Raw genomic sequence first — 21,354 nt, 5'->3', positions numbered from 1 at the left:
GGCTCCTCAGAAACTCGAATACGGCTGCAGCGGTTCGGGCGGGAACGGCAGCGGTTTGCCCGATGGCGCGAACAGGTAGCGCAGGTACAGACTGGCGCGGCTCGGCTGGTAGTACTGCGAATACTCAAGATCGAAGCTGCCGCCGAGCACCCACAGCGGTGACAGCTGGTACTCGAACGCACCGCTGAGCGACGCGCCACTCCCCCACCCCTCACTGGCGGTGAAACTAGGATTATTGGCTCCTGCCGCTTCCAACGGAAAATACAACTCATCCTTCTCGCGCGAATTTGACACCGAGACCGATGCGCGCAACAGATAGCTCAAGCGCTCGTTGCGGGCCGCGTAGCTAACCGGCAGCGACAGCGAATTGTAGCGCTGTGGGCTGTAATAGCCGCCCTGCCCGAAGGTGAACTGGCTGAGGTTCTCCTTGTACCAGAAGTTGATCGAGTTGAGCCCCAGCGTGATCCGCCGGGTATCCTCGCGCTGCGCCCGCCAGTACACCCCGCCCATCGCGGTGAGACGGCGGTTGTCGAGCACGTTTTCGCCGGTCAGCGTGTGGTAGCCGAAGTTCGACCATACCCCGTAATCGCCACCTTGATCGTAACCGATGCCGACACTGGCACCGGTCGCGCGCACCCCGCCCCAGGTCTGCTTGGTGACCGGGTCCTTGGTGCCGGCGTACGTCAGCACCGAGCTGGTCAGCGGACGGCGCGACACGTCGACGTTGTAGTTGAGCTCACCCATCTTTCCGTAATGCTTTACCCCGCCGACCACGTCCTGCACGGGGAAACCGATCGGCGTGGTACCGATGTCGAGTCGCCAGTCGTCGTTCTCGTAGCCTACGCCGACCGCGACGCCGCTGGCGCTCTGCCGGCCGGCTTGTTGGCCGTAGCCAGCCCGATCCGCTTCAGGTTTCTGATAGATCGAACCGAAGCGGTCGCGGTTGTAACTGTCGTTCGGGTCGAGCGAACCTGCGCTCATCGTAATCGGGTCGCTGCGCACGAAAAACTTGCCCTCGTGCGGTCCCGGCACATTCACCAGCAGCGGCGTCTGCACCGACAGCATCCGCGACTGGCCGACCGTGCCGGTATGGCGCGCCGTCACGTCGAGCCCGGCCTGCACGTCGCCGGTACGCTTGTCGATCAGCTCCGCGTACTCTGCGTGCAGATCGGCGTTGCCGGCCGGCTCGGCCGCGACGGGCAGCAGCGGCTGGTTTCTCAGCTGCGATGGCGCGACGCCCGCCAGCTCCCCGGGCAGCGCCGGCACCTCTGCGGCGACTGCGGCCTGCCCGGGGAGCATCAGCCGCGACAATGCCGTACTTGGTGGCGGCGCCTGCAACACCGGGGCGGGGTCAGGGTCCGGCGACGCCATCAGCGCGGTCAGGTGCGGGCGCAGCCCCGCCGGCGCGAAGCCGGCCTGGTAGCGCAACAGGGCCGGATCGGGCTGGTCGGCCCGACGCGCTTGTCGTGCGGTATAGCCCCATAGGCGCGGCGTCAGTTCGCCTTCGGCGACCAACTTGTCCACGGCCTGATCGGCACGCGCCTGCTCGCCCATCGCCATCAGCCGATCGATGACGCGCAACCGGAAATCGACACTACGCTTGGGCGGCTCAGCCAGCAAACGATCGGTCCCTTCCAGCGCCGCGGCGCGCTGCCCCGACAGGCGATCGGCGTCGATCATCAGCAGCCGGGCCTCGTCGTCGTTCGGGTCGCGCTGCAACACCGCCTCAAGGCGTTGGCGCGATTCCGCAACATGCCCCTCTGTCAGGTCGAGCGACGCGAGGTTGCGCAACAGGCTCGAACTGGTCGGGTCGGCCGCCAGCGCCGTCGTCAACAATGCGCGTGCCTGACCGTTATGCCCGTCGGCCCGGGCACGATCGGCCAGTCGTACCGCCAGGGTCGAACGCGCTGCGCGCAGGCTGTCTTGCTGCCCTTTGTCGAGCGTGCCGCTAGGCAGCTTGTCGAGTAGAGTACGCGCCTCGTCGCTGCGCTCGGCATCCAGCAGCAGGTCTGCATACAGCAGCGCCACCGCCGGCGTCGGCCGCTCGGTATAGACGCGCCGCATCAGCGTCAGGCCACGCTCGGGCTGGCCGAGCGTCAGCCAGCCCTTGGCGAGCTCGGCAAGGCGTTCCGGATCGCCCGCCAACTGCCCCTCGGCCAGCGCCAGGCGCCGCTCGGCACGATCCGGCCTGCCGGCAGCCATGTCCGCATCGGCCAGACGCAAGGTCTCGCGCAGCCACAAACGGCGCTGCAGCTGCAGCATGCTGGCGCTGCGCTGCGCCGGCGGGATGCGCTGCAAGGCTTGCAGCGCGACCAGGTCGTCCTCGGCGCGCGAGCGGAACAGCGCATAGGCGTACAACACTTCGCTGTCCGGCGCCGGCGCATCGGCCAGCTGGCGCAGCAACTGCTCGCCACGCGCAGCCTGGCCGGCTGCCGCATAGGCGTTGGCAAGCGCGAAGCGGTTCCACGGGTCCTGTGGTGTCGCCGCCACCGCACGTTGCAACGCGGCGATTGCCTCGTCGTTACGCCCGGCCGCCAGCAACCGGTCGGCCCGCTCGCGCTCGACCTTGGCCACCGCGGCCGGGTAGGCTCGGCCTAGCACCTTACGCCGCGCGGGGGCCAGCGTGTCCAGATAGCGGCTGGCACCGCCCAGATCGCCGGCAGTGACATAGACGTCGATCAGGCCGGACAGCGCCGCGCCGTTGTCCGGCTCCAGCGTCAGCGCCGCCTGGTAGGCATCGCGCGCCGCGTCCGGCTTGCCCTGCCTGAGCCACAGCTGCCCCTGCGCCACGCGCAGGTCGGCCGACTTGGGCTTGAGCCGGCCGGCCTCGGCAAGCGCCGCCTCGGCTGCGCCGAGCTGACCGGAAGCTTCCGCCTGCTCGGCCTCGGCCAAGCGCTGTGCAAAGCGTGCATCGGTGATGTGACGCTGCCAGCCAGTCTTATCCGTGTCCTTTGCCTCGGCCTGGCGGTAGTAGTCGATCGCCTCGTCGTACCTGCCCTGCTTCTCGCGCAAGCGGCCGAGATTGCCGAGCACGTCGGCCTCGTTGCCGAAGCGCTGTCGCGCCAGCTGCAGCTGGCGCTCGGCATCGGCCAGGCGGTTCTGGTCGAGCGACTTGCCCGCAGCCAAGCGGGCTTGGTACGCCGGGTCGGCCAGCAGCGCACGCTGCTTGGCAGCGGCCTCGTCGAGGCCGGCGAGCTTCTCCTTCACCGCCTCGTCGTCCGGCACCTCACGCAGATAGGCGATGAATGCGTCGCGCTGCACCGAACCGAGGTCCTCCTGCAACAGCGCGCGGCGCCAGATGCCGAGCGCTTGGCTGCGACTGTCCTGATGGACGCTGAGCGCCTTCAGTTCGGCCATCACCTGCGGCGGCGCGGGCGGCTTGTTCAGGTACAGGTCGGCCAGCGTCAGCCGATAACGGCGGTTGTCCGGATTGGCCGCCACCAACGCCGTCAGGCCCGCTCTGGCACGCGCCCAGCCGTTGTTGGGGCTGCGCGCCACCAACTGCCAGTATTCGACCGCTGGCTCGCCGTCGGGTGGACGCCCCTTGTAGAGCTCGTCTAAAGCCGCAATCGCGGCGTCGACCTTGCCGCTGCGCGCCAGCGCGCGGGCGGCCAGCAGCTTGTCCAGGTCTGCGCCGGCCAGACGTTGCTGCTGCTCGATACGGGCGATGCCTTCATAGCCGGGATAGAGCCGCTTCAGTGTTGCCAGCGTCGCTGCGGCGGCTTTGTCCTGCCGGTTTTTCAGCTGCTGCTGCGCCAGTAGGGTCAAGCCCTCCGGGTTGTTCGGCGCGATGCGCTGCAGCTTGTCGAGCGCCTGCTGGGCCAGGTCGTCGCGGTTGAGCCCCTGCCACATGCGCGCCTGATTAAGCAGCGTCTGCACCGGGTCGACCTGCGCCGGCGCGGCAAAAACGGGCGGCACGGCGGCGGTCGCTGCGCTCAGGACGAAGAGCGGGATGATGCGGGACATGCGGTCTCCCAGTGCGGCCGGACTTCACCGTACCGGTTGAAGGCATAGCGTTGCTGCTGCCAGCCAAGGCCGAACAGCGACAGTACATGCTCATAGTAATTCTGCGGCCGTTCGGCCAAGGGCTTGGCCGCCAGGCGGGTCAGTTGCTCGTCGGCGGCATTTTTCTGCCCCGATGCGATCAGGAACGGCAGCATTGCCACCGAGAAGCCGACCGGCCCGGCCTCGCCGGCCTGCCCGCTGACCGTGTCGATCTCCGTCGGCGGCGTGCCACGCTTGGCGACAAGTGTCCCCATCGGCGATAGCCAGTTGAGCAGACGCATTCTTCCCGGCAGCTCGGGGGACAGCATGCCGGCCCAGGTGTAGACGCGGATAGCATCGAAGCTGCCCACCGCCTTCGTCTTGGCATCCGGCACGAAGCCCTTGCCGGCCCGATAGCCGACCCAGTCAGGCGCATAGCCCTTCGGCGCACTCTTCAGGATCAGTTGCTCCGAACTGGCCAACAGCTTGCGCCAGCCCGAGTCGGGCAAGGCCCGCGCCATCCGTTCGACCAGTTGCAGCGGCACATAGCTCGGGTTCAGCCGCCACAGCGTCGGCTCGGGCTGGAACCCCTTGGCCCCCGGCAGCAGCGTCAGGCCGAGGCCAGGCAAGTCGGCAGCCTCCTCGCGCAGCATGCGCTGCCCGATCAGCTTGCCCATCGCGGTGTAACGAGGTTCCTGCCACAGGCGGCCGGCCTCGATCAGACTGTAGGCAATCCACAAGTCGGCATCGGACGCACTGTTGGCATCGATCACATCCCAGCTGCCGTCGTCGCGCTTGCCCCACTGCCAGGCCGGCAGCCGCGCGGTCAGGTCCCCCCCCGCCAGGTTGTCACGGGTCCAGGCCAGCACCTTATCGAACGTGGCGCGGTCGTTGGCCACCAGCGCGAAGAACAGCGCATACGACTGCCCCTCCGAGGTCGTCTGCATGTTTGCCATGCTGCGGTCTATCACCCGGCCGCCATCGGACAGGAAGCGCTGCTTGAACACCGTCCAGTCCGGCCAGTCGCCACAGGGCGCCGCCTGTGCGCTGCCGGCCAGGCACAGCAGCGCGGCAGCCAGCCAACTCTTGATTGGTCTGCGCATTACTTGTTCTCCAGACGGCGTGCGGTCACCGCCTTCAGTAGTCGCAGGATCGCGAAGGCGAAGGTGCAGACGGCCAGTACCGCCATGACCGCCAGCAAGATCGGACGCTCGGACAAGAAGAACCACACCCAGGTCCACAGCGGCAGCTTGCCGACCTGGTAGGTCGGTCCGACCAGCTGGCTCACGACGTTGTCGGCGCGGATCAGCACCGCGCTGCCGTGCATCGCGGCGACCTTGCCTTCGTCGTCCAGCGCATCGAGCGCCTGGCCGAGCGCGCCCGGCTCGGAGCCGGTCACCACCACTACGCTGCGGCCAGGAGTGTACGGCGACTCGAAGCCGAGCAGCGCCGCCAGCCTGCCCTGAGCCTGGATTTGCGTCTGGCCCAGGATCGCCGTGTTCGGCTGGGCATTGGCCGCATTGAGCCAGCCGAACGACGAGTTGGCCGAATAGGCGCTGTCGGCGACTCGACGGTCGCTGCCGTCCACCGAAGTCGGCAAGCGGTCGCGCCACTGCTTTAATAGCGGCATCTGCGCCGCCGCGCCGATCACCAGCAGGTCGTCGTCCTTCACCGTGTCGATCTGCGCCGGCGTCACCAGCCGGTAGCGCAGCGCCGGGTAGCCGGTCGACTCGCCCATGTGCGCCAAGAGCGTCAGCATCGCCTCGATATCCGAGGACGACGGCTTGGCCGGCACGACCAGTGCACTGCCTGACAGGTCCGCGTACTTGGTGAACGGGTAGCCCGAGTTGGCGAAGAAGCCCAGATTGGGCAGCGTGGCAAAGTGCGGGTAGCCGCTGAAGTCGATCTGCGAGTCCGGGTCGATCGCCGCACGGAAGTTGTCATTGCCGGTGCTGCTGCAGTTGCCCTCCTTCGGCAGCACGAACGAATACTGGAACTGCAGCTGGTTGCGGCTGCCGACGCGGAAGGCCGGCAGCAGCACCTCGTTGCCGGATGCGAACAGCCCGTCATCCAGCAGCGGCAGGCGTAGCGACGACTGCTCGCCGCCCTGCCCCGCCGGGCGCAGGTTGAAGCTCTGCACGAAGTTGTCGTTGATCGCCACCGCCATGCGCGAGCCGTCGAGCTTGGCCGGCGCGGTGTAACGGAACTTCAGCGCAATCGGGATACCGCGGCTGCGCCAGGTGAACAGGTCGGCCGGCACGCGCAGATTGACGCGGATCTGGTCGGGTTGCTGGCCGGACACCTCCAGGTCCTGCTGGCTGCCAACCAGCTCGCCGAACTTGGTCGCCCTATCCATACGCACCCAGTTCGGCGCGTCGTAAGCCTGGCGCGGCGCGTCGAGCTTGATGCCGGCCACTGTCACCTGCGGGCCGGTCATCGCCGCCTGGCCGAGCACCAATGCGTCGGCGGCCTGCTTCAGGTCACTGTCGTCGCGGCCGAGCACCATCAGCAGCTTGCGCGCCGGCTGGTTCGGATTAGTGATGATCGCCACCGTCGGCGCCTTCACCGACGGGTATTTGGCGAGGAAGCCCGGGCGCTGGTCGTTGGTGGCGAACACGACCGCGTGCTGACTGGCCGGCAGACTGTCGAGCAGGGTCGGGAAGCGAGCGCCACGCCAGCCGGCGGCAGCGCCGAACCAGGACGACAGCACCCCGGCCGCCTGCAGCGTGCCGATCGAGGGATGGCCGGCGAACACAAAGGGCAGCGTCAGGCGCGTGAAGTCTCGCCGGTCGAAGAACGGTTCGGGGAAATGCGCCAGATCGTTGACGAGCGACAGCGACTGCGCCGTCAGCGTCAACTCGCTGGTATTGCTGATCTGCGCCCACAGGCTGCTGTTCGCCGGGTCTTCGCACTGGTTGGTGTAATGGCCAATCAGGCGAAACTGCAGCCGATTGAAGTCGGTCAACAGCCGCGAGTCGAGCGGCAATTCGAGCTGCTGGGTCTCACTGCCCTTGTCCTTGGGCAGCGGCACCACCGCGACGATCTCGTCGTTGAGCATCACCTTGATATGCGACAGGTCCGCCAGCATCGACGGCGAATAGGTGTAACGCAGCTTGAGCTTCGCCTGCGTGATCACTTCGTCGCTGCGGCTGCCGAAGCTGACCCCGGCAACGCCGCTGCCGCCATGCAGGTTGAGCGGCGCTTGCGCGCCAAGCTGGCGGAAGGTCTGCGTGCGGGAGGTAATCAGCGGGGTGACCGTGGCGCTCGCGGCAAGCGGCGTGCGCTCGGCCGGACCGGCCGAGGCGATGGGTGGCGCAGCGACGGCGATCGGCCCGGCCAACGTCAGTGCCAGCAGGGAGATGAGCACGTGGCGGGTCATGTTTTTCCTTGTATCGTATGGGGGGCCGGTTGACGCGGCAGCAGCGTGGCAAGACGGCGGGCCAGTGCCTTCAACCGCGAAGGCAGCGGATCCAGATAATCGAGAGCTTGAACTATCAGCAGGTGGAAGCCGTCCCTGCCGAGTCTGAAAATGTCGCGAAGGCCGTGCATTGGGGTGCCCTCATGGGCACGCGCCTCGTCCCTGAGCCAAGCATCGGCGCGACCGAAGGTGCACTGCACCAGGTCCATCTCCTGCTGTCGGCTCAACGCCGAAAAACGCAGGCTCAGTCGGTTGCCCTTGGTAAACACGGTCAGGCAGGGGAAGGCGAAGCTGCGGCCGCTGCGCCGCAGCGACACATGCAGCGGGGTGTCCGGTGCCAGTTTCACCGCGTGCGGCATCACGATCGCCATCCCGCCCTCGGAATAGTCGCTGGAATGGCATGGCAGGCACTTGCCGTCCGGCAGGTGCAGCGTCAGCGGCAGGCGGGCGTGTACGCGGTGCGTGACTCGCACTTGTCGCGACTCCTTGGCCACCGCCAGTGCCGCACCGAGCAGGAACAGGTTGTAGCCGGTCCACGCCATGTTCACCAACACGGTGCCCAACTCGTCGTTAGGCCCGGTCACCAGCCGGTAGCCGCCGGCGAGCAGGCCGAGCAGGTTCAGCGACAGCAGCACCAGATAGGGCTTGGTGATGTTCCAGTCGAAATAGCTCTCCTCGACCAGCCCCCCCTTGGCGGTGACGTTGAATTTGCCGAGCTTGGGAAACAGCAGTGCGATGGTGGTCGGCAGCGTGATGTACCAGGCCAGCACCGTCTCGTAAATCTCACCCCAGTAGGAACGGCGGAACTGTCCGTGCATCCGCGAGTTGGTGATCGTGGCAAATATCATGTGCGGCAGCACGTATAGCACGATCGCCATCGCCGGCGCGTAGATGGTGTAGGCATGCAACAGCAGGAAGGCCAGCGGAGCGGTCAGGAACACCGTACGCGGGATGCCGTACAGGAAGTGCAGCATCGCATTGCTGTAGCAAATACGCTGCGCCAGCGACAGCCCCTTGCCGAACAGCGGGTTGTCGGTGCGGAAGATCTGCGTCATGCCGCGTGCCCAACGGATGCGCTGGCCGATGTGCGCCGACAGGCTCTCGGTGGCGAGACCCGCCGCCTGCACCAGGTTCAGATAGGCCGAGCGGTAGCCGCGCCGGTGCAGCTTCAGCGAGGTATGAGCATCTTCGGTGACCGTTTCAACCGCAATGCCGCCGATCTCCTCGAGCGGGCCGCGCCGCAGCACTGCGCAGCTGCCGCAGAAGAATGTCGCGTTCCACAGGTCGTTGCCATCCTGCACCCGGCCGTAGAACAGCTCGTTCTCGTTGGGCACCTTGCGGAAGGAATTCAGGTTGCGCTCGAACGGGTCGGGCGAGAAGAAATGGTGTGGCGTCTGCACCAGCGCCAGCTTCTCATCGCCCAGGAAGCCCCCCATCGTCACCTGCAGGAAGGAGCGCGTCGGGATGTGGTCGCAGTCGAAGATCGCCACGAACTCGCCATCGGTCAGCGTCAACGCATGGTTGATGTTGCCCGCCTTCGCATGGTTGTGCTGTTCCCGGATGAGGTAGCCGACGCCGATCTCCTCTGCGAAGCGACGCACCTCCTCGCGGCTGCCATCGTCGAGGATGTAGACGTTGAGCTTGTCCTTGGGCCAATCCAGCGCCTGGGCGGCGTAGATGGTCGGCTTGAGCACACGCAGCGGCTCGTTGTAGGTCGGAATGAAAACGTCGACGCTCGGCCACAATCCGGGATCGGCCGGCAGCGCGACCACCTTGCGACGCAGCATCCAGGAAGTCTGGAAGAAGCCCAGTAGCAGCACCACCCAGGCGTAGAGTTCGGCGCACAGCAGTACCACGCCGGCGATCAGGTTCGCCATCGTGTCGTCGTTGATCGTCGAAGTGGCTCGCCACCAGATGTAGCGGGTCGACACCGTGATCGAGAACACCACCAGAATCAATGTCGGCACCGGCCCCGGCACGCGGCGCACCCACAGCGCCATCGCCAGCAGCAGCACCACGAACAGCGCCTGCGAAGCGATGTCGAACGGGGTGGTGATGCATACCACAGCCAGCAGCACCGCCAACGCGTAGCATGCATAACTCGCCAGCCAGTGATCCCAGAACGGGTGCAGGGCGGCATGTTCGACCGAACCGCGTAGCCGGGAACGATCGAGCAGGGCCGGGAAACGCCGCACCGCCCACGCCTTGAAGCGCAGCCAGTACAGCCGTAATGCGCCCTGTAGATGACGGCGCTCGCTCCAGCGGCGCCGCTCTCGCGGCAGCACTTGCCGCAGGTCCAGGCCATGCCGAGCCTCGCCCGGCCTGCGCACCAGCAGCAGCCACAAGCATTGCAATACGATGCGCAGCGCATCGCTTAGCCTCAGGCGGTCGAAGTCCACATGCGGAAAGAAGCGCCGGGCCTGTCTCCCCCATGCGTGCCACCCTTCGGGAGGCGCCACCAGAAACAGGCTGAGCAGCACGGTGCTGGTCGAAGCGGCATCGTCAGGATGACGTACGGCGCCGCTCGCCAGCAGCCAGCGAGTCCAACGACTGCTCATCGTCCCTTCGCCCCACCGTTGAGACGAATGGACAACCAGGTCGCCAGCTGGTTGAAGTCGTCGCAAGCCTGGCTGTGCGCCGCATAGTCGGCGAGCTGCTGCTGCATCGCCAGCGCTTCGCGCACCGCCTCGTCACGATGCACCGGCAGCGGTGCCAGTCGTGTGGCCAGCATCTCGCGCAGCAGCAACTCGACATCGCGATCGAGCTGTCGGGTTGGATCGAAACGGTTCAGCACATACAGCAGCTTCTCCTGCGCCACGCCATGGGCCGAAAGCTCGGCCTCGAGCGGCTCGATCAGACCGCAGGACAAGGGCTCCGGCGGCAAAACCACCAGCACGTGGGTAGCGGCAGCCAACGCTTGGGCGCGCTCGCGACCGGCCTGCGGCGTGTCGAGCAGCAGCCGGCAATCGGAGGGCAGTGCGAGGCTGGCCAGTTCAGCGGCCAACCAATGGGGATTGTTCAGTACCTCGGCCGCTGCGCCGTCGCGGAGGCTACCGTGCGGAACGAAGCTGAGCCCGTCGGGTGTGCGCCATGCCGCACCACTCCAGTCACGCCCTGCCACGAGCCGGGCATGCCAGCCGTCGCGCTCATGCCAGTCCAGGCCGAAGTGCAGACGCAACAGATTCTGCCGGCACAGATCGAACGCCAGCACCGCCTTTTTCTGACGGGACCACGCGCCGGCCAAGCCAGCCACCACGGCCGTGCAGCCGACGCCCCCCTTCGCCCCGGTTACCGAGAGAATCGACAAGCGTGCTCTCCCGCAGGCATCAGTGGGCCGGCTCTAACTCTTGCCGCTCAGGTGCTACCGCGGCTCGAATCGATTGCAGCAAGGACCAGCGCAGGCAGGCATTCTCGGCCTCCTCGCTGAAACGCAATTCCTGGAAGTGGAACTCGGGCTGTTTGAGATGGCGGTACAAACGGTCGATGTCTTCTTGCATGGTTTCAATCGGCCCCGTTGCATCTCGGCAACCGGCCATTCAATAAAATGTTGTTACTGTAATCAATATTACTACAAAATGACCAATGATTAATGAAATTGCCAACTAACCATGTGGGTACGGTGCAAGGGAAAGTAGTATGCAACATCTTGATTTCAAATCAACATCAATTGAAAATCACCCTGTTGCTTATTTCACGAAACTTATAAAACCAGCACAAAAACATATTCCATAAGAATAACCACCTCCATGGGCAAAGCCGATCTGCCACCCATTGAGACAGGAAGGATCCCCTCGCAGTGCTACCGGCACGGCGCCACCGATATGCTGACACGACCAACCCTCGGTATCTCCGGACTCGACCCTGCCGCAGGCAGCCTGACTCATGGGGCCGTCTATCTGGTGGCGAGCGAAACGCCGCCGCTGGCCCGCGCCCTTCTGTTCGGCAACCTGCCGAAGGGTAGCGACCGCCCCTTGCTGTGTGTCAGCAGTGCCGACCCTGCACTGCTGCCGGACACCGCTTGTCTCGACGAACGGCTACGCGACCGGTCGGCGGCACTGCTCACGCCACTGCCCCGAAAACGCGGCCGGGCCGAGCCGCTGGAACGGCAACTGGTCGAACTGGCCCATTACCGCGCCCGGCTACAACCGGTTGGCGGACCGATGCTGCTGGTGCTCGACGAGGCCGAGACCCATCTGCCCCTCGAACACGGCTCGGCAGCCCAACGTTCCCTGGCCCAGTGTCGGCGCTGGGCCGCCGAAACCGGCCACACCCTTTTACTCGTATTCTCCGCTCAACGGCTTGACCTGCCGCAACTGGCACTGCTCAGCCAGCTCGGGATCGAATGCGCCGGCCTCGCCTTCGGCCAACAATCGTGGCAGGGCCATTACACGTGGCAGGTCGAGCACTGGCAGGGCGACGGGGCGTTGACGATACCGACGCCGTTCCCACTGACGTTAGACAACGACGGACGGTTGCAGGTAGACACCACGCCCGATGGCGTGAACGCCTCGCCGCGCGCCGCCAGCGACCGGCAGCGCGTGCTCGCCACTCGCTCCAGCCTGCCCGAGAGCGCCGCCCCCTCTCAGAACTGGCAGCTGTTCGATACCCGCGCCGAGCTGCTTGAGGCCGCTGAAACCGCGGTGGCGGCCACCGTGCTGTTCGATGCCGCCGACAGTGCCGACTTGCCAGAGACCATCAGCCGTTTGCGCCAGCGCTGCGGCAAACAGCTGAAAATCCTGGTGCGCGAAATCGGCAACAGCCGCTTGCGCCACAGCGATGAGCAGCTGCTGCTCAACCTCGGCGCCAATGCGATACTGCCGGCCGAGTTGAGCCTGACCAGCGTACTCAGCCTGGTCGGTTCGCTACAGCAAGCGGTCTACCAGGGCCGGCTCGGTGGTGAAACCGACACACTCGAGGCCGCCAGTCGTCCCGAGTCCGACCGCGGCTATCTGCCGCCGGCCCGTTTCGCCAAAGCGGTCAGCGCCACGGTCGAGCGCAGCCGGCTTATCGGCATCCAGAACGTCCTACTCATCCTGCACCCCGCGCCTGGCGCCAGTCCGCTCGACATGTTGCGGCTGTGCCGTTTCAAGCGTGCCGGCGACCTGTGCACCGCCGACCGCGAGCATGTCTACCTGTTTCTGTTCGCGTGCCGCGACGCCGACGTTGACACCGCGCTGTGTCACTTGTTCCGCTTGCCGGTCAGCGAGCTGTTCGCCGACGAGGTGCGCAGCCCCGATCTGGACAGCATCCGCCTGGCGCTAGAACAGTTTCGGGAACAGGAGGGCTTCAGCAGCCTACCCGACCTTAGCGAGGCGATCGCCAAGCAGCAGGCAGCGACAACGGTGCAGCGTGCCGCCCCCCAGGACAAGCCGCGAACAGCCGCGCCGATTCCGGCTCCGCTGGTCCGTCGCACTCCCATGCCGCAAGAGGCCTGATCATGTTCAATCCCGAATTGAGCGCACAGCAGTTCCTGTTGCTGCTCACCGCGCTGGTCGCCCTATTCGCCGGCTACCAATTGCACGCACGCCTGCTACCCTGGCTGAGGGTCTGGCGACAGCGTCGGCGCAATGGCTTGCGCCACTTCGAACCCCATCCCTACATGAACCAACTGGCGACGCGCAATGAGACAGCGTCGCCTCATCACGATCACCACCATGGCTAGTACCACGTCCCACAATACGCCTCTCGCCTCTAGCCGCACCGCCGGGCTCGGCGCCTGGAGCCTGTATTTCATCGTCAAGCTGTTGATGTTCTGGCAGGGCCTGCTCGGCTTTCATCCCTTGCCAAACCTCGCCTTTGCATTACTGCTGCTGGTGCCGGTGGAAGGGCGGCTCAAGGTCGGGCTGCGCAACGCGCTGGCGACGGTCGCGGCCGCGGCGTTGCTCTACAATGACTCTTTCCTTCCCTCGTTTGCCCAGACACTGAGCCAGCTCAAGGTGATCCAGGGCTTCAGCCTCACCTACCTCTTGGAACTGGCCGGCCGGGTCGCCAAACCCGATGACGTGCTGCTCCTGGTGGTGCTGGCGGTTGGCTATGCCCTGCTGTCGCGCTATCTGCGTATCGGCACGCTGGTGATGATGGCGCTGCTCGGCGTCTGCGGCTCGCAGCTGTGGACGAGCTACCGCCCCGCCCCGGCCGTCGCCGTCGCCGTCGCCGTCGCCGCCACGGGTAGCACCGGCAGTACGGCGGCGGGCGGCACCCAGTCGCTGGACGACAAGCTGGCAGCCTTCTACAAGAACGAACAGCAGCGCATGGTCGCATTCAATCCACCGCTGGCCGATCCCGGCTTCGACATATTACTGATCCATATCTGTTCGCTGGCTTGGGACGATCTGCGCGACGTCAAGCTCGACAACCACCCGCTGTTGTCGCGCTTCGACTTCCTCTTCACCCATTTCAACTCTGCGGCGGCCTACAGTGGTCCGGCAGCCATCCGCGTGCTACGCGCCACCTGCGGCCAGACCAACCATACCGCGCTGTATGACAGCGCCTCGTCGCAGTGCTATCTGTTCGACAACCTGGCCAAGCTCGGCTTCAAGAACGAACTGATGATGAACCACGACGGCCACTTCGATGACTTTCTGAAGCTGGTGCAGAACGAGGGTCACCTGAACCAGCCGCTGATGTCGCAGAAGGGCCTGAAGGTCGGCCAGCATGCCTTCGACGATTCGCCGCTGTACGACGACTACGAGGTGCTGAACCGATGGCTGGAGCTGCGCAAGAACGACCCGGCCCAGCACGTGGCGGCCTACTACAACACCATCAGCCTGCACGACGGCAACCGGGTGGTCGGTGCCGGCAACCTCAACACGCAGGATAGTTACCATCTGCGCGCCAACAACCTGTTCAACGGCCTGAACCGCTTCATCGACAGCCTGGAGCAGAGCCACCGCAAGGTCATCCTGATCATGGTGCCGGAACACGGCGCAGCGCTGCGTGGCGACAAGCTACAGTTCTCCGGTCTGCGCGAGATCCCGACCCCGGCGATCACCACTGTGCCGGCGGCGATCAAGGTGATCGGCACCGCCGCCAAGGCGAATCCGGTAAGGATCGACCAGCCGGTCAGCTATATGGCGGTGTCGACCATCCTGTCGCGAATGATGAACAAGAGCCCGTTCGGCGCCGACTACGCACCTCAACATTATCTGGACCAGCTGCCGACCACGCCGTACGTGGCCGAGAATGCGGGCACGGTGATGATGCAGGACGGCGCGCGCTACATGATGCGCCAGCAGGGCGCGAACTGGACGCCCTACCCGATCGCCCAGTAAGGCGCAGACCAACGACCGGCCCCGCAGGGCCGGTTTTTTCATATCCGAAGGAGAGCGAAACGGGCGCGCAAACGCAAAAAGACCGCAGCAAATGCTGCGGTCTTTTTTGATATTCTGGTGGCCAATCTCGGAATCGAACCAAGGACACACGGATTTTCAATCCGTTGCTCTACCAACTGAGCTAATTGGCCAATCTTGGTGGCCAGTCTCGGAATCGAACCAAGGACACACGGATTTTCAATCCGTTGCTCTACCAACTGAGCTAACTGGCCACATCCGACAACGCTGTTGCGTTATCGAGGGGTGCATTAAACCAATCGGCCGATTTTCCGTCAAGGGCTTTGCAAAAAAAAATCCCGACGGAGTCGCCGGGATCCTTCATCATTCACCCAAAGTCACTTCGCGTCGGGCTGCTGATCCGGGTGGGCCAGCTTGAATGCCTGCAGCGCTTCAAGCCGGTCTCCCAACGCCACCGTGCGCGGATAAGCGTCGAGAGGAACGTTGAAACGGCGCGCGCTGTAGAGCTGCGGCACGAGGCACACGTCGGCGAGGCTGATCGTGTCGCCGACCGCGTAGTGGCCGGCCGATTCGGCCAACAATGCCTCGAACGCGGCAAGGCCCGTGCCGACCCAGTGGTGGATCCAGCGCTGCTTGGCCGCGTCGTCGGCGCCGAGCTCGGCGGCGAGATAGCGCAGCACGCGCAGATTGTTCAGCGGATGGGTGTCGCAGGCGATCAGCTGCGCCAGCGCACGCACGCGTGCGCGCGCCAGCGGTTCGGCCGGCAAGAGCCGCGGGGTGTCCCAGTACGCGTCGTCGAGGTATTCGCAGATCGCCAGCGACTGGGTCAACCGCACACCGTTGTCGACCAGTGCCGGCACCAGACCCTGCGGATTCAGTGCAAGATAGTCGGCCTTGTGCTGCTCGTCCTTGATCAGGCTGACCGGATGATTGTCGAATGCCAGCCCCTTGTGGTGCAGCGCGATGCGCACCCGGTAGGCGGCGGTGGAGCGCCAATAGCCATAGAGCACGCGCCCGCTGGCGTGTTCGTGGTCGCGACCAGATGGCAGATCGTGCAGTGCGTTACTCATGGGCGGTCACCTTCTGTTCGATTGCACCGAAGATCGATGCCCCTGCGGCATCGCGCATCGCTATCCTCACCGTGTCGCCGAGCTTCATAAACGGCGTGACCGGCGCGCCCTGCTCGATCGTTTCGATCATGCGCTGTTCGGCGAGGCAGCAGGAGCCGACCTTGCGGTCGCTGTTCGACACGGTGCCCGAGCCGACGATGCTGCCGGCGGAAAGCTCGCGCGTCTTCGCGACATGGGCGATGAGCTGTGGGAACGAGAACTGCATCTCGACCCCGGCATTGGGTTGACCGAAACGCGTGCCGTTGTAGTCGACCAGGAGCGGCAGATGCACCTTGCCGTCCTGCCAGGCGTCGCCCAGTTCGTCCGGGGTCACCGCCACCGGCGAGAAGCTGGTGGCCGGCTTGCTCTGGAAGAAGCCGAAGCCCTTGGCCAGCTCGTTCGGGATCAGGTTGCGCAGCGTCACGTCGTTGACCAGCATCAGCAGCCGGATCGCCTGGCCGCACTGCTCGATGCCTGCGCCGAGCGGCACGTCGCCGGTCACCACTGCCACTTCCCCCTCGAAATCGAGCCCCCAGGCCGGATCGCGCAGCGGGATCGCCGCGGTCGGCGCGAGGAAGGCGTCCGAACCGCCCTGGTACATCAGCGGGTCACTGTAGAAGCTCTCCGGCACCTCGGCCCCGCGCGCCTTGCGCACCAGTTCGACGTGGGTGAGATAGGCACTGCCATCCGCCCACTGGTAGGCACGTGGCAGCGGCGAATGACAGCGGGCGGGATCGAACGCCAGCTCGCCGGACACGTGACCGGTATTGAGCTGGGCGTAGATGGCCTGCAGCCGCGGCGCAGCCTCCAGCCAGTTGTCGAGCGCGCCCTGCAGCGTGCGGGCGATGTCCGGCACCACCACACAGCGGGTCAGGTCGCGGCTGACCACGTGCAGTGCACCGTCACGGGTGCCGTTCTTGTAGCTTGCAAGTTTCATAGCGATCCTTTTTGTTCTACTGCTTACTGCATCACCACGCCGCCGGGAGCGATCCGGGGCGCAGTCGGAAATCAGACCTGCTTCGGCTTCCAGCTATCGACGTAGCCGCCCCACTCCGCACCGGCCATGGCCTCGCTCGGGTCGAGCGCGTCGCGCGCGTCGATCATCACCGCCACTTCGTCGGTGAAGGTCTTCGGCTCGACCAGCGATTTGGCGTAGGCCTTCGGATGCGGGCCGTGCGCGAAGCCGCACGGGTGGTGGGTAAGCATGCCGGGCTTGATATTGTCGCGGCTGAAGAAGTCGCCGGCATGGTAGAAGATCACCTCATCGTAGTCGTCGTTGCTGTGATAGAACGGTACTTTCAGCGCGCCCGGGTCGGACTCGATCGGCCGCGGCACGAAGGTGCACACGACGAAGCGTTCGGCAACGAAGGTACTGTGCGCCGACGGCGGCAAGTGATAGCGGTGCGACATCAGCGGCCGGATGTCGCGCCAATTGATCCGGCACACCGACAGGTTGCCGTGCCAGCCGATCGCGTCGAGCGGGTTAAACGGGAACGTCTGCGTCGACAGCGCGCCGCGGCGCTTGATCATCACCTTCGTCTCGGTCTCGCCGTACTGCGCCTGGAACGCGGCGTCGATCTGAGGCACATCCAGCATCGCCTCGTCGAAAATCGCGTTCGGACCGACCAAGCCCTTCTCCGGCAACTGGTAGGCGCCGCCCGTGGCCTCGATCAGCAGCATCGTCGTCGGCGCGTCCGGCTCGATCCGCCACATCGTGCCGCGCGGGATCAGCAGGTAATCGCCATCGCGGTAGCTCAGATGGCCGTAGTCGCAATAGAACTCACCGGCGCCCTCGTGGATGAACAACAGATCGTCGCCGTCGGCATTGCGAAACAGCGCCGGCATCACCGCGTCGACGGTCCAGATGCGGAACTGGCAGTGCGCATTGGAGAGGACGGTCGCCGCGTCGAACGGCATCGCACTGGACTTGGGCAGCTCGTTCAGGTCGTAGGCGCGTGGGCGCAGCGGCCCCTGCCAGTCGCTCCAGCCGGTCGGCGGGTGCTGGTGGTGCAGATGGCTGGCCGGGCCGTAGAAGCCGCTGCGGCCGACTTCGCGCTCGTAGGGCGCGGCCTCGGGCAGGTCGGCGTGCGCCTGGCGCGACACGGTGCCGGCCTTGTGCGGATAGGAAATCCATTTGCGCATGGCAGTCCCCTAACTATGCCTTCGGCCAACCTGGCAAGGTTGGCCGAACAGGCGAGATCAACATGCTCCCGAAGAAGCGGTCTATCAGTCGGCCTTCAGCACGCCGCGGCGGATCTGGTCTTCCTCGATCGACTCGAACAAGGCCTTGAAGTTGCCTTCGCCGAATCCCTCGTTGCCCTTGCGCTGGATGATCTCGAAGAAGATCGGCCCGATCACCGTTTCGGTGAAGATCTGCAGCAGGATGCCGGCTCCCTCCATCGGCGCGCCGTCGATCAGGATGCGGTTGCGACGCAGCCGCGCGAGATCCTCGCCGTGGCCCGGTACGCGCGCATCGGTCTTGTCGTAATAGGTGTCCGGGGTATCGAGAAAGTGCACGCCAGCCGTCCGCAAGGTCTCCACCGTATGGTAGATGTCGCGGGTAGCGAGTGCGATGTGCTGGATGCCCTCGCCGTGGTATTGGTGCAGGAATTCCTCGATCTGGCTCTTGTCGTCGCTCGACTCGTTGATCGGAATGCGGATCTTGCCGCATGGGCTGGTCATCGCCTTCGACACCAGACCGGTCAGCTTGCCCTCGATGTCGAAGTAGCGGATTTCGCGGAAATTGGCGATGTCCTCGTAGAACTTCGCCCAGGTCGCCATATGGCCACGTTCGACATTGTGTGTCAGGTGATCGACCTCGATCAGCCCGACACCAGCCGGGTGCTGGTCGGCGCCGGCGATCGGCACGAAGTCGACATCGTAGATGGTCTGGTCGCCGTAGCGGTCGACGAAGTACAGCGCCGAACCGCCTATCCCTTCGATCGCCGGAATGTTCAGCTCCATCGCGCCGATCGGCCGGCTGTATGGTTTGGCACCGTGCGCGAGGGCGTACTCGTACGCCTGGGCCGCATCCTTTACGCGCCAAGCCATCGCACAAGCGGATGGGCCATGCCTTTTGCCGAAGCTCGTGAACGGTTCGCGATGCTCACCGTTGACGATGAAATTGATGTCGCCCTGGCGAAACAGGCTGACGTTCTTGTGGCGGTGGCGCGCCACCTCGGTGAAGCCGAGCGAGACAAACAGCCGCCCCAGCTCAGCCAGACCCTGCTCGGTCGGCGCAGTGTATTCGACAAATTCGAAGCCGTCGGTCGCGAGCGGATTGTAAGTCTGCGCTTCCATTGTCATCTGCTTCTCCCGGATAAAAGCCAGCCGGGTCTAGCACCCGGCTTGGCGCCGCTGGCAACACCGTCCTGGCGTTGCTGCACGGCCTTGCTGTCTGCTTTAGCCAAGGCCACCTTGCGGCGTGTTTTGAGCGGCTCCTGGTCGAAGGGGTCGCTGCTCAGGCCAAGCCCTGCTCGGCGGTCCAGCGCGCGAAATCGGCCTCGAGCGCGTCGAAGCTGTCGATCACGAACAGCACGTCCTGCATGTGCCAGATGTCGTACGGGGTGTCGATAACAGTGGCGAGGTCGAACGGGCGCTTGTCGGTGGCATCGGACAGGCTGTACAGCACTTCCTTAGGCGACGACATGATGCCTGCACCGTAGATGCGCAGTCCCTCGGGATTGCGAATCAGACCGAACTCGACGGTGAACCAGTAGAGACGCGGCAGCCAGGTGATGGCGGGGTGGTTCAGTTCGAACGCGCGCACGCCGGCGCGGCCGAAACGCTCGAAGAAGGCGGTGAAACGAGGGTTGGTCAACAGCGGCGCATGGCCGAGCAGGTCGTGAAACATGTCCGGCGACGGAGTGTAACCAATCTCCTCTGGCTTGCGGATGAAGTCGGTGGACGGAAACATGCGCTGCGACAAGAGCCAGAAGAACTCCTTGTCCGGCACGATGCCGTCGACGCGCACCAGTTGCCAGCCGGTACAGGCCTCAATCGCATCGCCGACGTCGGCAAGACGCGGGATGTGCTCTCTCGGAAAGTCGATCAGGTCGAGCCCGACCAAGAACTCCTGGCACGCCCGCCCCGGCAGCACCGCCTCCTGGTTGCCGATCAGCGTCTGCCAAGTGTGATGTTCGATATCGCTGTAATGGGGCACGGCAACACGATGAATGTCCAACTCCTCCGGCAGGCCGACCAGCTTCATGTCATCGCGTACTGCGGCAAGATCAGCTGTGTACATAGCGCCTTCTCCTCTGTTGCCGTGCGTTTAGCGCATTTTGTTGTCGACAATCTCCATCGGCAGTGTCGCCAAGGTGTAGAATAATGTCGTTTTAGGCAATTTATTCTAGGGGAGAGCTGCGGCAATTTCCTTGCAACATTGCTAGAATCCACCTAAATCTAAAAACAAAATGCCAATAATCGAGAGAACAACCGAGAAATCATGCCAAACCTGATCCTGGACAAAACCGACCTCAAAATCCTCGCCGAATTGCAGCTCAACGGCCGCCTGACCAACGTCGAGTTGGCAGAACGGGTCGCCCTGTCGCCGTCGCCGTGCCTGCGCCGCCTGAAACAGCTGGAAGAATCGGGCGTGATCCGCCAGTACGTCGCGCTGCTCGACCCGGCCAAGATCGGCCTGGGCCTGCAGGCCTTCGTGCGCGTCACCCTGGAAAAACGCGGCCAGGGCCAGATGATCGCCAGCTTCCTCGAAGCGGTGCAGACCTGGCCCGAGGTGATCAACTGCTACGCGATGACCGGCGAGATGGACTACCTCTTGCAGGTGTACTTCGAAGACCTGGAGCATTTCTCGCGCTTCGTGATGGACGCGCTGCTGCAGCACCCGGGCATCGAGGACGTAAAATCGAGCTTCGTGCTGAAGGAGCTCAAGCGCACCACCGCGATGCCGCTGGCTCAGATGCAGCTGAGCTAAGCTCCCGCTCTTCGCCAAGAAAAAAGGCCGCCCCGAAGGGCTAATGCCGTTCACTTAACGGATCGAACCTGTTTGATTGAGTAACGGGACGGCAGCTTTTTCACCACGCGGGGGCATTCACGCCCCCGCCGTTGTTTCGGTAGCAACAACTCCCCGAGGCGTTCCCGCAGACGCAGCAAGCACGCCGGCAAGGTGCCGGGGCTGCTGATCGCCAGCCAGCTCCACTCATAGCGCAAATAATGCAGCGCTGTCGTAAAGCTAAGATCGGTCGGCGCAACACCCACTTCCCGCGCGATCTCAGCCATCTCCAGTCGGACCAGGTTGTAGGCCAAGAGCGTCCCCCACACTTCCTGTCGGACGGTCTCCGGAGTGCCACTGCGTAACGTCAATTCGTCCCCCAACATGTCCTGCTTCAGCTCGCGGTAGCTGGTCTCGATGTGCCAGCGTTCCTGGTATTGCGCCGCGATCTCCTTGGCCGGCCACGCCTTGGCATCCAGCAAGGAGGTCAACAAGATGCGCCGGCGCCCATGCCGAGACACCGTTTCGATGGCCCGCGCTTCCCAGTGGGATGGCAGGGCCGGAGTGTGTTCCCTTGCTTGCGGCGACACCTTCATTCGG

General features: G+C 64.8%; 16 protein-coding genes and 2 tRNA genes. 4 read left to right on the top strand and 14 right to left on the bottom strand.

The genetic code is table 11. From position 1 onward, the window contains the following. Positions 1-6 precede the first annotated feature (6 nt). The 6 genes from QU481_RS00090 to bcsR are packed head-to-tail and all read right to left on the bottom strand — an operon-like array spanning position 7 to position 10,899. Entirely contained in the window at positions 7-3,966 is a 3,960-nt protein-coding gene (locus QU481_RS00090; protein WP_289827819.1) for a cellulose synthase subunit BcsC-related outer membrane protein, read from the bottom strand. Beyond that, the gene (gene bcsZ, locus QU481_RS00085) at positions 3,936-5,087 is read right to left on the bottom strand and encodes a cellulose synthase complex periplasmic endoglucanase BcsZ (RefSeq protein WP_289827818.1); all 1,152 of its coding nucleotides are present in this window, start codon (positions 5,085-5,087) and stop codon (positions 3,936-3,938) included. The genes QU481_RS00090 and bcsZ overlap by 31 nt, the downstream gene beginning before the upstream one ends. Then, entirely contained in the window at positions 5,087-7,363 is a 2,277-nt protein-coding gene (gene bcsB, locus QU481_RS00080) for a cellulose biosynthesis cyclic di-GMP-binding regulatory protein BcsB (protein ID WP_289827817.1), read from the bottom strand. The genes bcsZ and bcsB overlap by 1 nt, the downstream gene beginning before the upstream one ends. Then, positions 7,360-9,960, bottom strand: a complete 2,601-nt coding sequence (gene bcsA / locus QU481_RS00075; RefSeq protein ID WP_289827816.1) for a UDP-forming cellulose synthase catalytic subunit — start codon at positions 9,958-9,960, stop codon at positions 7,360-7,362. Before bcsA ends, bcsB begins: the two co-directional genes overlap by 4 nt. Next, a complete protein-coding gene (bcsQ, locus tag QU481_RS00070) occupies positions 9,957-10,709 on the bottom strand; it encodes a cellulose biosynthesis protein BcsQ (RefSeq protein ID WP_289827815.1) in 753 nt (250 codons plus the stop codon). Before bcsQ ends, bcsA begins: the two co-directional genes overlap by 4 nt. Before the next feature lie 19 nt (positions 10,710-10,728). Beyond that, the gene (gene bcsR, locus QU481_RS00065) at positions 10,729-10,899 is read right to left on the bottom strand and encodes a BcsR/BcsP family cellulose biosynthesis protein (protein WP_289827814.1); all 171 of its coding nucleotides are present in this window, start codon (positions 10,897-10,899) and stop codon (positions 10,729-10,731) included. 324 nt (positions 10,900-11,223) lie between these two features. On the opposite strand from bcsR, the gene bcsE reads away from it, so the two are divergent. From bcsE to bcsG, 3 genes are read left to right on the top strand one after another with little or no spacing between them, the layout of a single operon-like run. Beyond that, positions 11,224-12,837, top strand: a complete 1,614-nt coding sequence (gene bcsE / locus QU481_RS00060) for a cellulose biosynthesis protein BcsE (protein WP_289827813.1) — start codon at positions 11,224-11,226, stop codon at positions 12,835-12,837. Between the two features lie 2 nt (positions 12,838-12,839). Next, entirely contained in the window at positions 12,840-13,064 is a 225-nt protein-coding gene (locus tag QU481_RS00055) for a hypothetical protein (protein ID WP_289827812.1), read from the top strand. Further along, positions 13,057-14,673 (top strand): cellulose biosynthesis protein BcsG, encoded by a 1,617-nt coding sequence (gene bcsG, locus QU481_RS00050; protein WP_289827811.1) that lies wholly within the window; start codon positions 13,057-13,059, stop codon positions 14,671-14,673. The genes QU481_RS00055 and bcsG overlap by 8 nt, the downstream gene beginning before the upstream one ends. A gap of 115 nt (positions 14,674-14,788) precedes the next feature. On the opposite strand, the gene QU481_RS00045 is transcribed toward bcsG, so the two are convergent. The 7 genes from QU481_RS00045 to QU481_RS00015 all read right to left on the bottom strand — a co-directional run bounded on the left by QU481_RS00045 (position 14,789) and on the right by QU481_RS00015 (position 20,046). Further along, positions 14,789-14,864 (bottom strand) — tRNA-Phe (locus QU481_RS00045). 5 nt (positions 14,865-14,869) lie between these two features. Continuing rightward, positions 14,870-14,945: transfer RNA gene (locus tag QU481_RS00040), tRNA-Phe, on the bottom strand. A gap of 123 nt (positions 14,946-15,068) precedes the next feature. Continuing rightward, positions 15,069-15,761 carry a maleylacetoacetate isomerase gene (maiA, locus tag QU481_RS00035; protein WP_289827810.1) on the bottom strand — a complete coding sequence of 231 codons (693 nt, stop codon included), beginning with the start codon at positions 15,759-15,761 and terminating at the stop codon, positions 15,069-15,071. Beyond that, the gene (locus tag QU481_RS00030; RefSeq protein WP_289827809.1) at positions 15,754-16,737 is read right to left on the bottom strand and encodes a fumarylacetoacetate hydrolase family protein; all 984 of its coding nucleotides are present in this window, start codon (positions 16,735-16,737) and stop codon (positions 15,754-15,756) included. The genes maiA and QU481_RS00030 overlap by 8 nt, the downstream gene beginning before the upstream one ends. Positions 16,738-16,808: 71 nt before the next feature. Then, the gene (locus QU481_RS00025; RefSeq protein ID WP_289827808.1) at positions 16,809-17,942 is read right to left on the bottom strand and encodes a homogentisate 1,2-dioxygenase; all 1,134 of its coding nucleotides are present in this window, start codon (positions 17,940-17,942) and stop codon (positions 16,809-16,811) included. An 84-nt stretch (positions 17,943-18,026) separates the two neighbouring features. Continuing rightward, positions 18,027-19,106: a 4-hydroxyphenylpyruvate dioxygenase gene (gene hppD / locus QU481_RS00020; protein WP_289827807.1), complete on the bottom strand. Its 1,080-nt coding sequence runs from the start codon at positions 19,104-19,106 to the stop codon at positions 18,027-18,029. A gap of 154 nt (positions 19,107-19,260) precedes the next feature. After that, positions 19,261-20,046: a phenylalanine 4-monooxygenase gene (locus tag QU481_RS00015; protein ID WP_289827806.1), complete on the bottom strand. Its 786-nt coding sequence runs from the start codon at positions 20,044-20,046 to the stop codon at positions 19,261-19,263. Positions 20,047-20,247: 201 nt separating this feature from the next. Here QU481_RS00015 and QU481_RS00010 point away from each other — a divergent pair, with 201 nt between their 5' ends. Further along, positions 20,248-20,736 (top strand): Lrp/AsnC family transcriptional regulator, encoded by a 489-nt coding sequence (locus tag QU481_RS00010; protein WP_289827805.1) that lies wholly within the window; start codon positions 20,248-20,250, stop codon positions 20,734-20,736. Between the two features lie 50 nt (positions 20,737-20,786). On the opposite strand, the gene QU481_RS00005 is transcribed toward QU481_RS00010, so the two are convergent. Continuing rightward, the coding region (locus tag QU481_RS00005) for a transposase (RefSeq protein ID WP_289827804.1) at positions 20,787-21,354 on the bottom strand (568 nt) is incomplete at its 5' end.

Source organism: Crenobacter oryzisoli (assembly GCF_030385785.1).
In the GTDB taxonomy this organism is placed as follows: Bacteria; Pseudomonadota; Gammaproteobacteria; order Burkholderiales; family Chromobacteriaceae; genus Crenobacter_A; species Crenobacter_A oryzisoli.
This window is presented reverse-complemented; position numbering and strand designations above follow the sequence as displayed.